The following is a 12,623-nucleotide window of genomic DNA, read 5'->3' on the forward strand; positions in this document are numbered from 1 at the left end:
TTGTGTGAAACCCCACCCGTTATCTACGGTGATGTTTCGCATCCTAATCCAATGACTATAAAATGGGCAAAATATGCACAATCGCTTACACCAAAATGGGTAAAAGGAAGGCTAACTGGACCCGTTACTATCTTACAATGGTCATTTGTACATGACGATCAACCGCGCTCGACTACCTGTACACAAATTGCACTTGCGATACGTGATGAAGTGGTGGATTTGGAAAAAGCAGGAATCAAAATCATTCAAATTGATGAACCCGCTATTCGTGAAGGATTGCCATTGCGAAAAGAAGAATGGGCAAATTATTTGGATTGGGCGATTAAAGCGTTTAGAATTTCGGCTAGCGGTGTGCAGGATGATACTCAAATACACACGCATATGTGCTACAGTGAGTTTAACGATATCATTCAAAATATCGCCGACATGGATCCAGATGTCATCACAATTGAATGTTCTAGATCGCAAATGGAATTGCTAGATACTTTTGCTGATTTTAAATATCCAAACGAAATTGGACTTGGAGTATATGATATTTACTCGCCCTGTGTGCCTGCCAACGAAGAAATGGTTCATTTGTTAGAAAAAGCTGCCGCTGTAATTCCAGTAAAGCAATTATGGTTTGAAAACCCGTCATTGGGAGGAAGCTAAAAAGGCTTTGATCGAAATGGTGAAAGCTGCTCAAAAAATGAGAGTTGCAGTTGAGAATACTGTTGTACTTTAATACTATTTATTCAGAGCTTAGCGTATTATGCGCTAGGCTTTGTAATTGTATTCATTTACCAAAAACCTAGAGAAGGAATAATTTACCTTATTCTCTAATTCAAACATTTTATTGCAGTTTACACTTCCATAAATGTTGTTATAAGACATAAACTGGTTTTCTTCAGCTATTTTTTCTATCAAAATTGAATTGTAAACATTTCGCTTGGCATTTACAAATAATTTATATTTATCCAAAATCTGTTTTTGTATTGCGTTTACCAACATGCTGTCCGCAATAAAAAGTCGATGATATTCAACAAAAAAGGCCAAGATAAAAATCTCAATATTGCTCGCTTGTTTAGAATTTACGATCATATCATTGGTACAAATGGAATACGTTAATCGTAAAATGTTTCCAATTATTTTCTCTATAAGTTCAATCGCTACCATAACTGTTTCATTTTAATAATTCAAAGATAAACCGTAAGTACCTGATAAAGATTACACTATTTTAAGATAGTTTTATGAAATTCTAATACACAGTAAAATACTAGTACGCAGATGAAGTTGATGTTAGCGCATAAAAACATAATTGGTAAGACTAAAAAAAGCCCCTTTCAAAATGAATTGAGAGGGGCGTTTACAATTGTTTAGTTTTTAAAAAGGCTAATATAGTAGCTACAAAAAGCTAATGGAAACGAAATGGCTAACGTACTATCCGCATGAAAATTATGTTAATAAGCCTTATCTCCGCATTGTTTATCGGCATCATTTCCGCGATACGCATCTTTGGTGACAATTAGCGCTCTTGCTGCAACCGTATTATCTGGAGCTGTATTTTTAGGCACCGAAGCCGAAACGGTTGTTTTATCAATTTTTATTTGCCCAACATAATCGCCAATAACAGCTATTGACGGCCCTTGACGAACTCCTTTGTTATCTGCATCGGCCATTATATCTTCTTTAAAATACGTCAGTAAACATTTTGGAATACTACTTCTTCCCGAAAAATGTACTGGCGCATCTAGTGTATAAACCGCCGTTACATTTTTAATCCAAGAATCAACTCCAAAGCGTCCGCCTTCTCTTCCATCTCTAATTTCGATGGTTAGTTGCGACCCTATCGAATGAGCGCCATCAACGGTAACATTACCACTCACTAAATTATGAGGTTTGAAATAAACCGCACATTTCCCTTTAATGCTCGTTACATTTTCGATTCGGATATTATCCACACCTACTTTAATTTGCTCTTCGCGACCACGATTGTCAGTTTCAATTCGGGCGGCTACCCCTCCACTGCAAACCAAATTACACAATAACATATTGGCTCCTGTATTGGCTTGAATCAAGCCATAACCGTAAGAGGCGTTGTTTTGTTGTACATTATCAACTGTTACATCAATGGCTCTTCCATTGGCACTTTCATCTCCTTTTTGAAACGCAAATGCGACACCCGAAAAGCGAGTTTGATCGTCCTCAATCACAAGGTTTTGTATAAATAAATTGGATACTCTCCCGATAGAAAAAGCTCGAGAACCTCCTTTTTTTGGTGCACTATTTTCACGTACATATTTGATCGATGGTCTGTTTTCATCTTTCCCTTCTCCAATGATCGAAACATTCTCAACGGCACTTTCAGAACCAATAGAAAAAACTATTTTGGTTTGATTCACTCGTTTTGGATCTGTTTGATCGGCTACCAAACGTACTCCTGCTCTCAATACAATATGCACATTGGATTGCAAGGTGATTTCGTCCACCAAATACGTTCCTGCACTGATGATTACCTTACCGCCGTTTTTGCTATGACTAGCGTCTTTAATAGCTTTATTGATTTCTTTGGTGGAATTGGAACTTGGATTGACCGTAAAGACAGGTAATGTATCAATTTCTTTTTGACTCGGACCTTGGTAACCCACACCAACAACTTTGAAAACTCCTGGGGTAAGGTTCTTTTGAATTCCAATACTATTTTCAGTAGTCGATTTTCCTGTATTTTTAAGCGATTGACAACTAACTGGTGTTATCACAAAAGAAGCTCCTATTAATAATAGAGCAGCAATAGGTTTTATTTTAAATATCATAATTAAAAGTTCAGCTAATGAACTTCAATTTTACACCAAAATTCAATTATGCACTACTCTAAAATTACCTAGAAATAGATGGAGATTATCTTTTTTTTAGTTTCTACTTGCAACAAAACATCTAAATTAACTTACACATGATTGTTTTATAAATTTCTATCACATAAACCTAATTGTAAAACCCAAATCCTTTAATCCTGACAGTCCTCAAGATAAACCATAATGACATAAGTTACAATCTCTAGCAAAATTTAATTTTCGAATAGTAAACTTGTTATGATTACATTTTGAAAATTTAAAAGTTCCACTGCATCTTATAGTTGCTAAATATTCTAAACAATCTAAATCAGTTTTGAATGTATCGAAAAATCAACAATACTTTTTCCTTTAAATGATTCCATAAATATTTTTGTTTTAAGAAAGATAAGAAAAACATCTTTACAACTCTATAATCATAAACCCTTTGTAAAACTTCTGTTTATCAAAGGGTTTTTCTATTTGTATATAATTGTAAAATTGCTTAATTTGAAGTCCGTTTGAAATTTTAAAAAACGGGCTACCTTTTATTTCTATTAAACACTTAAATTAGCAATTCAATATTAGATTCCTTTTCAAATAAGAAAAATATTTGAATTCATTTTCTAAAATCGTGAGATTGCAATCAAAGCATACTAATTTAATTTTAAAATGTTTGACCATGACACCCGAATATGATAAAGCTTTAGTCAAATATAGCAACACTTTACGAATCGTTTCCTTACCTCTACTTTCTTGGGATTTTTTTGCTAGTCATACATTTGAGATCAACAAATTTGTTGCTATTCAAAAACACTGGAAGTCCAAAGTTGATTTCAGTGCAATCAATTCTAATGCGAAAACACAAATTTTAATTACCAATTCAAAACAAGAAATTGTTTTTGCCAGTCAGGGTATTCATCAAATGAATGGTTATCAAGCGCGTGAAATTATAGGCAAAACACCCAAAATATTCCAAGGCGAATTGACTTCGTCAGCCAGTAGAGAAAAAATTAAGGTAGCTATTCAAAACAACCTTCCTTTTAAAGAAGTACTCATCAATTACAAAAAAGACGGAAGCACTTACTTATGTGAGATAGAAGCGTTTCCAAAATTTAACAAAAAAGGAGAACTCGTCAATTACATCGCTTTTGAGAGAATTGCATCTTAATTATACTGTTTTTTATATTTGAAAATATGCAGCTAGAGCAGGAATGCATTCTACCCTATTTATAAAAATTAATTACTAAAAGTAACTTGCTTTTTTCCTTAAATATTCCTGAAGGTTGGGAGCAGGATTAGCTCCAAAAAAAACAGCTACCCAAAATTGGATAGCTGTCTCTCTACTCTTTATTCTATTTCCTAAAAATTAAGACCCACACATTTCACAATCTTCTGGTCCACCTGCTTGGGCTTGTAGAATCATCTTTTTGTATTCGTCAATATTAATTGGTTCTGTGCTTACTTCTTCAGCAACTGGTTGTTCTTTTTTGTCGTTGTTCAATGTAAACTTGATCGCATCTACTGCTGCTTTTGTTCTCAAATAGTACATTCCTGTTTTCAATCCTGATTGCCAAGCATAAAAGTGCATTGACGTCAATTTTGAATAGTTGGCGTTTTGCATAAACAAGTTCAATGACTGCGATTGATCTACAAAATAACCACGTTGACGTGACATATCTATGATATCTTTCATAGACATTTCCCATACTGTTTTGTACAATTCTTTCAAGTCTTGCGGAATATCCAAATCTTGAACTGATCCGTTGTTACGCATCAATTCTTGTTTTAATGTCTCGTTCCACAATCCACGATCAACTAAATCATGCAATAAATGTTTGTTTACCACGATGAATTCTCCAGACAATACACGTCGTGTGTAAATATTAGAAGTATAAGGTTCGAATGCTTCGTTGTTTCCTAAAATTTGAGAAGTAGAAGCGGTAGGCATAGGCGCAACTAATAATGAGTTACGAACTCCGTGCTCCATTACTTCTTTCCTTAAAGCTGCCCAATCCCAACGACCAGACAATTCTTCGTCTTTTATCCCCCATAAGTTGTGTTGGAAATCTCCTTGTGAAATTGGAGAACCTTGGAACGTTGAATAAGGTCCTTCCTCTTTTGCTTCCTCCATCGAAGCAGTTACTGCAGCGAAGTATAAAGTTTCGAAAATTTCTTGATTCAATTTTTTAGCTTCATCCGATGTAAAAGGCAAACGCAACATGATAAAGGCATCAGCCAAACCTTGAACACCAAGACCAATCGGACGGTGGCGTAAGTTGGAATTCTCTGCTTCTTTTACAGGATAGTAATTTCTATCAATTACTTTATTTAAGTTTCTTGTTACTCGTTTCGTTACATTGTACAATGCTTCGTGGTCAAACTTACCGTTTTCTACAAACATTGGTAATGATAATGAGGCCAAGTTACATACCGCTACCTCATCAGCAGACGTATATTCCATAATCTCCGTACACAAGTTAGACGAACGAATCGTACCTAAATTCTTTTGGTTTGATTTACGGTTGGCTGCATCTTTGTACAACATATAAGGCGTTCCAGTTTCGATTTGCGATTCTAGAATTTTCTCCCACAATTCATGTGCTTTGATGGTTTTTCTACCTTTACCTGCTTTTTCGTAATCAGTGTACATTTTTTCAAATTCTTCACCGTATACGTCGTACAATCCAGGGCATTCATTAGGACACATCAAAGTCCAAATTCCATCTTCTTGAACCCGTTTCATGAATAAATCAGAAGTCCACATGGCAAAGAACAAATCTCTAGCACGCATTTCTTCTTTTCCGGTATTCTTTTTAAGGTCTAGGAAATCAAAGATATCCGCATGCCAAGTTTCGATGTAAATCGCAAAGCTCCCTTTACGTTTTCCACCACCTTGATCTACGTAACGAGCCGTATCATTAAAGACACGCAACATAGGAACAATTCCGTTTGAAGTTCCGTTAGTTCCACGAATGTACGAACCTGTAGCACGCACATTGTGAATAGAAAGTCCTACTCCACCAGCAGATTGCGAGATTTTTGCCGTTTGTTTCAACGTGTCATAAATTCCGTCAATACTATCGTCTTTCATTGCCAAAAGGAAACAAGACGACATTTGAGGTTTTGGAGTTCCAGAGTTAAACAATGTAGGCGTTGCATGGGTAAAGAATTTTTTAGACATTAAGTCATACGTTTCTAAAACTGAATCCATATCACCTAAGTGAATTCCAACCGACACACGCATCAACATATGTTGTGGACGTTCAACGATTTTACCGTTTATTTTCAATAAATACGAACGCTCTAGTGTTTTGAAACCAAAGTAATCGTAGTTAAAATCTCTATTATATATGATATGAGAATTCAAAAATTCTGCATTTTCTTGTATTACTGCATGTACTTCATCAGATAACAAAGGCGCTTTTTGTCCATTTCTTGGATTTACGTAGTGATACATTTCGTCCATCGTTTCAGAAAACGATTTGTTGGTATTCGAGTGTAAATTCGAAATAGCAATTCGAGCCGCTAGTTGCGCATAATCGGGGTGCGAAATAGTCATTGACGCCGCCGTTTCTGCCGCTAAATTATCCAATTCTGATGTTGAAACTCCATCGTAAAGTCCTTCAATAACACGCATTGCCACTTTCACAGCATCTACCAAATCATTCAAACCATAGCATAGTTTTTTAATCCTATCTGTGATTTTGTCGAACATTACAGGTTCTTTCCTACCATCTCTTTTAATTACATACATAAGCTCAATTGTTTTTTAAAAAATAAAAAATCCCTTTTTTATTTTTTTGGGTATTTGTTAATTGGTGTTTGGGAAACTAATCCCGGGCATTCTATAATTAATCAATGATATCAAAAAAAAATTAACGATTGATGATTAACGATTTTTGATTTCAGAGGTAACCGTAATCATTAAACATCTTTTGTAATTTCCTAAAAACTACATCAAATCACTATTTTATTATTAAAACCTTTCCTTTGTGACTTAGCGCCTTTCCGGCAAATTTCTAAAAATCAGCGTCAAATGAAATTTTCTGAGCATCACCATCTGTGTTCATCACACCTGATTTTTGATATTCGGCAACTTTCTTTTCAAAGAAGTTTGTTTTTCCTTGCAACGAAATCATGTCCATAAAATCGAATGGGTTCGTTGTATTGTATTCTCTTTCGCATCCTAATTCAACCAAAAGTCTATCCGCTACAAACTCTAAATATTGTGTCATCAAAGTCGCATTCATACCAATCAAACTTACTGGTAATGACTCAGTGATAAATTCTCTTTCGATATTCAAAGCATCAACGATAATCGTTCTAATTCTTTCTTTTGGTACTGGGTTGATCAAGTGATTGTTGTGCAAATGCACTGCAAAATCACAATGAACTCCTTCGTCACGAGAAATCAATTCGTTAGAAAAAGTCAAACCTGGCATCAATCCACGTTTTTTCAACCAGTATATAGAACAAAAAGCTCCTGAAAAGAAAATCCCTTCTACTGCTGCAAAAGCAATTAAACGTTCCGCGAAGGAATCAGAGTCAATCCATTGCAATGCCCAATCTGCTTTTTTCTTGATTGCTGGAAAAACTTCTAATGCATTGAACAAATCATCTTTTTCTGCTTCATCTTTCACATAAGTATCAATCAATAATGAATAGGTTTCACTATGAATGTTCTCCATCATGATTTGGAAACCATAAAAGAATTTAGCTTCAGCGTACTGCACTTCATTAACAAAGTTCTCTGCTAGATTTTCGTTCACAATTCCATCCGAAGCTGCAAAAAAAGCTAAAATATGTTTAATGAAATATCTTTCATCATTATTCAACTTGTTATTCCAGTCGTTTAAATCTTGTGACAAATCGATTTCTTCAGCCGTCCAAAAACTAGCCTCCATTGATTTATAAAACTCCCAAATATCATGGTGTTTGATAGGAAAAATTACGAAACGATTTTTATTCTCTTGTAAAATTGGTTCTACTTGCGACATGGCTATTGTTTATTTTATTGTATTTTTCTTAGAAAGAATTTTAAATTCTGCGGATTACAAAGATGGCAAAATATTGCGTCTTTTAAAAGTCAAACTTATCCACAATTAGACTTAGTTTTTAACAACGTAAACTATTACGAGATCTTTTAACACAAAATGCAAATCACTTTGTATCAATTATTTAAAACCAAAAAAACCCATATACTATAGGGCTTTAAAGATAAAAAACAAAGGGTTTTATTGTTTTTTCGAACCTTGTTTTTTCCATTCCTGAGCGATTAAATCAAGCTCAGCATACCAATCTTCTCCAAACCTTCTTACCAAAGCTTCTTTGACAAATTTATACACAGGAACTTCTAACTCTTTACCTAAAGAACAGGCGTCGTCACAAATATCCCATTTATCATAATTCACCGCAGCAAACTCTGTAAAATCTTTAATTCGGATGGGATACAAATGACAGGAAACTGGTTTTTTCCAATCTACCTCTCCTTGATTATAGGCTTGTTCTATTCCGCATAAAGCGGTTTTACCGTCAAAAATCACATACGCACAATCTTTTTCATCAATAAGAGGTGTTTCTAAATCCCCATCGGTTCCTTTTCTCCAAACTCCTTGCGCCTCAATAGCAGCAATTCCTTCTTTACGTAGAAATGGTTTTACTTTAGGATAAATAGCTTCTAGAATTTTAGTCTCTTCTTCGCTCAATGGCGCTCCAGCATCTCCGTCAACGCAACAAGCTCCTTTACAAGCTGATAAATTACAAACAAATTCTTTCCCTAAAATATCTTCTGAAACGATGGTTTTTCCTAATTGAAACATGGATTGTATTAACTGTGATTATAAAGTGCAAAGGTAGTCAATCAAATGCGAATCGGAAGACCAAAACTGAGCTATTAACATATTGTAAAGGCAAATTAATCATTTTATAAGTCATGGATGACAAGCCTTACTTTCAAGTTGAATAATGAGTTTTTGCACAAAATCGGCTAGCACTACATCTATTGTCTTCCCTATCATGGTAGACACCGGCTATTATAACTATTTTATCGCCCCTAGCATTCACCATTAAAAACTATTAACAGTGTAATCACTATTATCTTAAACATCACCTTTGTTAATTTTGTAATGAAATCACTTCCAAAAATCAAAATCAAAAAAAACACTAAGCCAAAATGGATTAGCCGTTATTTAGTAAACATCTGGAATAGTACTCTTAGCTATTGCTGTTAAATTATTTATAACTAATGTTAAAGGACTATTCGTTTAAACATTTTTTTTATATTTTTATCCCCTAATATCGTATGTAAAGGCATTTACTACCCATTAAAACAGACTCAAAACCTCAATAAAAACAAGCCTTTACCTTAAATCAAAAATTAACTTTTATGAAAATGTTTATCAACATATTAGTGTTTTTAGCTGTAGCACTAATCATCTTCAACATTACCATGCTAGATTTTAAAGATCCTTTTCAAGGTGATAGCGCTGTAGCGTTCATCGGAATTGGAGCTTCGTTTTGTGCCGTTTTAATTCTTCTAATTTTCAAGATGTCAAAAAAAATTGAAGAGAAAATGGATGACAAATTATAATGAAATTTAATACTCTAATCATAGGTGGCGGTGTTTCTGGAATATCTTGTGCACTCGTTTTAGGTTCCGCCCAAAACAAAGTATTCGCCAAAGACAAGACAATTGGAATTTTCACACACCAAAAGTCTTCCGCACTTCAAGATGCTATTTTTAATAATGCTTATGGAATTACTCCAGGAACACTTGGATCTGAATTACTTCCTAATTCAACCACGCATTTAGCCGATATATACCCCCATATTACTCAAATTCCAAACGAAAAAATAATCAAAATAGAAGGCGAATATCCTGATTTCAAAATCGTTACTAATAAAAACAGTTACACGACAGAAATAGTGGTTATAGGCATTGGCTCTGCCAATACTTTTGACATCGAAGGTTTGATGGAATATGTAGAAACACATAAAAAAGCTTTATCCATAAAAAACCGCATTCAATTGCGAAATATAGATCATAAAGTAACTGAAGGAATTTACACCATTGGAACTTTAGCTGGATGGAGAAGTCAACTTGCTATTGCGGCTGGAAGTGGCGCAGCAGTTGCTACTGATATTCTTACGCTATGGAATGCCGGAGAACAAACCCATTCACACGACAGTATTCGAGAGAAATAATTTTTTATTTGGCTTTCATCACTTTTTGAATCATTTTATCTTCTTTCAAAAGCAATTCATAATATTGATTATCACCGTATAATTGTCGAGCAAACTCAGCACTCAAATACCGTTTCACTACTTCTTTATTTTTAGCAAGATCAAGAGCTAACCTGTTCTTATAAACAAAACGCTGAAACACATCATAATACTTATCAGTAAGACTCATTCTAGACATAAACTCTTTGAAAGATTCCTGTTTAAAATCCTTGCGGTGCAGGTCCAATTGTTCGAAAACAAAATTACTCACCAATCCAGATTGCATTAAATAATTGACATTAGCGTCTTCAATTTCAATAGGCACAAAAACATCAGGAACAATTCCACCGCCACCATAAACAATTCGACCTTTAGGTGTTTTAAATTTCAAACTGTCAGCGATTTTTATACTGTCTTTAGCATACAATTCTCCCGTCAAAAAGCGAGATTCAGATTCTTTAAAATAGGATTCATTTCCTTTACTATATGATTTTTGAATGGAACGTCCTGTAGGTGTATAATACCTCGCCACGGTTAACCTTACTGCAGAACCATCTTCAAAATTCATTTCACGCTGCACTAATCCTTTTCCGAACGAACGTCTTCCTACTATTGTCCCACGATCATTATCTTGAATAGCACCTGCTAAAATCTCACTAGCTGACGCACTGTTTTCGTTAATTAAAATAATTACTTTTCCATTTTCAAAAGCCCCATTTTCAGTTGCATATGTATTTTCAATGACTCCTTTCCTATTTTTCGTAAACACAATTAGTTGTTTATTTTTCAAAAAATCATCAGCAATAGCAATCGCTTGCTCCATATAACCACCACCATTGTTTCTGAGATCAAGAATTAAGCAATTCATTCCTGTCTTTTTTAATTGTAGCAAACCTTTTTTAAATTCGGTATAAGTAGTTTCAGAAAAACGATTGATCTTAACATAACCCGTTTTAGAATCTAGTAGCAATGCGACATCTACACTTTTTAATGGAATCACATCCCTTTTTAAGCTGATATTTATCTTTTTTTGCTCAGATTTTCTATAAACAACCAACTGAATGGTAGAACCACGTTCTCCTTTTAATTTAGAGAACAAACTATCAGATGGTAGTTTTCGGCCAAAAAGCTTGGTTTTATCTGCATAAAGGATTCGGTCACCAGATTTAATTCCTGCTTTGGCGGAAGGACCGTTATCTACTGGACGAATCACGGCCAAAGTATCTTTAAACATATAAAAACTAACCCCAATCCCTACAAAATCCCCACGCATATTTTCCTCAACACGAACTTGCTCACGTGGTGGAACATAAATAGAATGTGGATCTAATTGCTTCATGATTTTATCTACCGTAAGATTCACTATCGAATCTGTATTGACATCATCTACATAGTCATTTTCGATAAAATCAATTAATCTGTTGAGTTTGTTTTTGGAACTATTTTTAGTTAAAAAGGGATTCTCGTTTGAAGTCTGCATCCATTCTCCCAATACCAAACCAAGAGCCAGAGTAGCTCCTAATAATAAAGGCAGGTATTTAGAATTAAATCCCATTTACCCTTCTAAATCGACAATTTGATCGACCACTACTCCAGCTTTCTTTAAAAATTGAATTCCAGAATCATCACGGTATCCGTTATGATACACCACTCTCTTAATACCGGATTGGTGAATTAATTTACTACACTCTTTACAAGGCGAAAGTGTAATATACAAAGTAGCTCCCTCACAAGATTGTGTAGATCGCGCTACTTTCAAGATGGCATTTGCTTCAGCATGTAAAACATCCCAACGCGTTAAACCCGTCTCGTCCTCGCAACAATTATCAAACCCCCCAGGCGTACCATTATAGCCATCAGAGATAATCATTCGGTCTTTGACTATGATCGCGCCTACTTTTTTACGTTTACAATAAGACAATTGCCCCCATTCGGTTGCTATTCTAAGGTATGCTTTATCGTATTTATTTAATTTCGTTTTTTCCATAATTATCTAAGCCAAATTTTGTTTGCCAATATCAAAGGCAAAACTACTCCAATTATAAATGCGGACATGACCAAAGTCCAGTCTCTTTTTGAAAATCTAAAGAATGTTTGTACAATATAAGATAAAATAAGAGTCACAAAAACAACTACTAGTTGCCCTACTTCTATCCCTAATGAAAATTCGCAAAGTGGTAATAATTTAGATGAGGTACTCCCTCCTAAAATGGCCTTAAAATAGCTTGAAAACCCAAGTCCATGTATTATTCCAAAAAACAAGGTAACAAAGAAAATCAAATTGACACTTTCTTTTTTATTGGTTTTTCCTGCGGTAAATAGATTGAATAGTGCCGTAATTAATATTGTTATAGGAATCAGCATCTCAACTACACTGACTTTTATGGCTACAATTCCAAAAATTACCAATAGTAATGACATCGAATGCCCCAACGTAAACAAAGTCACTAATAACAAAATACGTTGCCAGTCTTTAAAACTAAAGGGAACCGACAAGGCTATTAGAAATAAAACATGATCATAGGAATAGACATCCAAGATGTGCTTTAATCCCAATTGAAAATAAATTAAAAATTCAGACATAAGTTTTGT

The 12,623-nt window shown here is 34.6% G+C and carries 11 protein-coding genes and 2 pseudogenes; 4 read left to right on the forward strand and 9 right to left on the reverse strand.

Annotation, left to right across the window (positions count from 1 at the left end; genetic code table 11):
• Nucleotides 1–12 precede the first annotated feature (12 nt).
• A pseudogene (locus ABZP37_RS02175) lies at nucleotides 13–724 on the forward strand (5-methyltetrahydropteroyltriglutamate--homocysteine S-methyltransferase); the annotation flags it as partial.
• 32 nt (nucleotides 725–756) lie between these two features.
• Here ABZP37_RS02175 and ABZP37_RS02180 read toward each other — a convergent pair.
• The 3 genes and pseudogenes from ABZP37_RS02180 to ABZP37_RS02190 all read right to left on the reverse strand — a co-directional run.
• Nucleotides 757–1,155: a hypothetical protein gene (locus tag ABZP37_RS02180; RefSeq protein WP_366185231.1), complete on the reverse strand. Its 399-nt coding sequence runs from the start codon at nucleotides 1,153–1,155 to the stop codon at nucleotides 757–759.
• A 284-nt stretch (nucleotides 1,156–1,439) separates the two neighbouring features.
• Nucleotides 1,440–2,792 (reverse strand): hypothetical protein, encoded by a 1,353-nt coding sequence (locus tag ABZP37_RS02185; protein ID WP_366185233.1) that lies wholly within the window; start codon nucleotides 2,790–2,792, stop codon nucleotides 1,440–1,442.
• Nucleotides 2,793–3,011: 219 nt separating this feature from the next.
• A pseudogene (locus tag ABZP37_RS02190) lies at nucleotides 3,012–3,193 on the reverse strand (IS1595 family transposase); the annotation flags it as partial.
• A 296-nt stretch (nucleotides 3,194–3,489) separates the two neighbouring features.
• On the opposite strand from ABZP37_RS02190, the gene ABZP37_RS02195 reads away from it, so the two are divergent.
• On the forward strand, nucleotides 3,490–3,978 hold the full coding sequence (locus ABZP37_RS02195) for a PAS domain-containing protein (RefSeq protein ID WP_366185234.1): 489 nt from the start codon (nucleotides 3,490–3,492) through the stop codon (nucleotides 3,976–3,978).
• 198 nt (nucleotides 3,979–4,176) lie between these two features.
• Here ABZP37_RS02195 and ABZP37_RS02200 read toward each other — a convergent pair whose 3' ends face one another.
• The 3 genes from ABZP37_RS02200 to ABZP37_RS02210 all read right to left on the reverse strand — a co-directional run bounded on the left by ABZP37_RS02200 (nucleotide 4,177) and on the right by ABZP37_RS02210 (nucleotide 8,629).
• On the reverse strand, nucleotides 4,177–6,564 hold the full coding sequence (locus tag ABZP37_RS02200; RefSeq protein WP_366185236.1) for a ribonucleoside-diphosphate reductase subunit alpha: 2,388 nt from the start codon (nucleotides 6,562–6,564) through the stop codon (nucleotides 4,177–4,179).
• Nucleotides 6,565–6,829: 265 nt separating this feature from the next.
• Complete coding sequence (locus ABZP37_RS02205) at nucleotides 6,830–7,807, reverse strand: ribonucleotide-diphosphate reductase subunit beta (protein ID WP_366185238.1); 978 nt, start codon at nucleotides 7,805–7,807, stop codon at nucleotides 6,830–6,832.
• Between the two features lie 237 nt (nucleotides 7,808–8,044).
• Nucleotides 8,045–8,629, reverse strand: coding sequence for a DUF3109 family protein (locus tag ABZP37_RS02210; RefSeq protein ID WP_366185240.1), 585 nt, complete (start codon nucleotides 8,627–8,629; stop codon nucleotides 8,045–8,047).
• 566 nt (nucleotides 8,630–9,195) lie between these two features.
• Here ABZP37_RS02210 and ABZP37_RS02215 point away from each other — a divergent pair.
• Together ABZP37_RS02215 and ABZP37_RS02220 are read left to right on the forward strand one after the other, a co-directional pair.
• Nucleotides 9,196–9,399, forward strand: a complete 204-nt coding sequence (locus ABZP37_RS02215) for a hypothetical protein (protein WP_366185242.1) — start codon at nucleotides 9,196–9,198, stop codon at nucleotides 9,397–9,399.
• The gene (locus ABZP37_RS02220) at nucleotides 9,399–10,013 is read left to right on the forward strand and encodes an FAD-dependent oxidoreductase (protein ID WP_366185243.1); all 615 of its coding nucleotides are present in this window, start codon (nucleotides 9,399–9,401) and stop codon (nucleotides 10,011–10,013) included. The genes ABZP37_RS02215 and ABZP37_RS02220 overlap by 1 nt, the downstream gene beginning before the upstream one ends.
• A gap of 4 nt (nucleotides 10,014–10,017) precedes the next feature.
• Here the strand turns inward: ABZP37_RS02220 and ABZP37_RS02225 are convergent, their stop codons facing one another.
• Genes ABZP37_RS02225 through ABZP37_RS02235 form a run of 3 tightly spaced genes read right to left on the reverse strand, consistent with a single transcriptional unit; the run spans nucleotide 10,018 to nucleotide 12,614 of the window.
• Nucleotides 10,018–11,586 (reverse strand): S41 family peptidase, encoded by a 1,569-nt coding sequence (locus tag ABZP37_RS02225; RefSeq protein WP_366185245.1) that lies wholly within the window; start codon nucleotides 11,584–11,586, stop codon nucleotides 10,018–10,020.
• Nucleotides 11,587–12,018, reverse strand: a complete 432-nt coding sequence (locus ABZP37_RS02230) for a dCMP deaminase family protein (protein ID WP_366185247.1) — start codon at nucleotides 12,016–12,018, stop codon at nucleotides 11,587–11,589.
• A gap of 2 nt (nucleotides 12,019–12,020) precedes the next feature.
• Nucleotides 12,021–12,614, reverse strand: coding sequence for a HupE/UreJ family protein (locus ABZP37_RS02235; protein WP_366185249.1), 594 nt, complete (start codon nucleotides 12,612–12,614; stop codon nucleotides 12,021–12,023).
• Nucleotides 12,615–12,623: the final 9 nt, after the last annotated feature.

The sequence above is a fragment of the Flavobacterium ovatum genome, assembly GCF_040703125.1.
GTDB lineage: Bacteria > Bacteroidota > Bacteroidia > Flavobacteriales > Flavobacteriaceae > Flavobacterium > Flavobacterium ovatum.

Coding starts and splice junctions, on each gene's coding strand:
- ABZP37_RS02185 (WP_366185233.1), bottom strand. CDS start 2,792: ATGATATTTAAAATAAAACCTATTGCTGCTCTATTATTAATAGGAGCT.
- ABZP37_RS02230 (WP_366185247.1), bottom strand. CDS start 12,018: ATGGAAAAAACGAAATTAAATAAATACGATAAAGCATACCTTAGAATA.
- ABZP37_RS02215 (WP_366185242.1), top strand. CDS start 9,196: ATGAAAATGTTTATCAACATATTAGTGTTTTTAGCTGTAGCACTAATC.
- ABZP37_RS02225 (WP_366185245.1), bottom strand. CDS start 11,586: ATGGGATTTAATTCTAAATACCTGCCTTTATTATTAGGAGCTACTCTG.
- ABZP37_RS02220 (WP_366185243.1), top strand. CDS start 9,399: ATGAAATTTAATACTCTAATCATAGGTGGCGGTGTTTCTGGAATATCT.
- ABZP37_RS02210 (WP_366185240.1), bottom strand. CDS start 8,629: ATGTTTCAATTAGGAAAAACCATCGTTTCAGAAGATATTTTAGGGAAA.
- ABZP37_RS02205 (WP_366185238.1), bottom strand. CDS start 7,807: ATGTCGCAAGTAGAACCAATTTTACAAGAGAATAAAAATCGTTTCGTA.
- ABZP37_RS02235 (WP_366185249.1), bottom strand. CDS start 12,614: ATGTCTGAATTTTTAATTTATTTTCAATTGGGATTAAAGCACATCTTG.
- ABZP37_RS02180 (WP_366185231.1), bottom strand. CDS start 1,155: ATGGTAGCGATTGAACTTATAGAGAAAATAATTGGAAACATTTTACGA.
- ABZP37_RS02195 (WP_366185234.1), top strand. CDS start 3,490: ATGACACCCGAATATGATAAAGCTTTAGTCAAATATAGCAACACTTTA.
- ABZP37_RS02200 (WP_366185236.1), bottom strand. CDS start 6,564: ATGTATGTAATTAAAAGAGATGGTAGGAAAGAACCTGTAATGTTCGAC.